General features: G+C 54.1%; 1 protein-coding gene. It reads left to right on the forward strand.

What is annotated here, in order from left to right:
- Positions 1 to 722 (forward strand): PD-(D/E)XK nuclease-like domain-containing protein (locus tag AK963_RS29970; RefSeq protein ID WP_175404759.1); only part of this gene is annotated, 722 nt, incomplete at its 5' end.
- Positions 723 to 777: the final 55 nt, after the last annotated feature.

Here is a 777-nt window from a genome sequence, read left to right on the forward strand (position 1 = left end):
CCTATATAGAGGCGCCCAATCCCCTAGACCCACAATACGCCGGGGTCATCCCGGTGGCGGATGTCAAGCTCAAGGAGCACTGCAAAGCCCTCGGTATTACGGGTTACTCCAAGCTGAAAAAGGATGATCTGAAACAAGCGATCTTAGAGGTGGCTCCGGATACCCGCTTTTGGGATGAGGTAGTGGCCGAAGTGGAAGCAGCCGCCACGGTGCTGTCGGAAAACGACATGGATCTGTGCCGTGGGGTGATGGCTTCGGTGCAAAACCACGACAAAGCCTCCAAGGCGTTTTCTAAGGGCGTCGCTGAACGGTCTATCTACTGGGAGGACGCTGAAACCGGGTTGTTGTGCCGTGGCCGAATGGACTATTACCGGGAAGACCTCGGGATCATCTTTGACCTGAAATCCTGCCTTGATGCCCGTTATAGCAAGTTCCAAAAAGACATCCTCAATTACCACTACCACCAGAAAGCGTCTTGGTATCTGGACGGGTGTCGGGCGCTGGGGCTGCCTGCTAACGGCTTTGCATGGCTGGCTATCGAAAAAGAGCAGCCCTACGCCATAGGCCTCTATATGGCCAGCGATGAAATGCTGCAGCTGGGTCGCTCTGAAATGCGCCTGATGCTGAATCAATTTGCTGAATGCCAGAACTCTGGAATCTGGCCGGGCTATCCCGACGAATTCTGCACCATCGAGTTGCCTGAATGGGCACGAGCCGCTTAATCGTCTGCCTGAATAAGGAGTTCTGTTATGGCAGGGAATGCTAAAAAAACACCGG

The organism is Endozoicomonas atrinae (assembly GCF_001647025.1).
Classification (GTDB): Bacteria; Pseudomonadota; Gammaproteobacteria; order Pseudomonadales; family Endozoicomonadaceae; genus Endozoicomonas; species Endozoicomonas atrinae.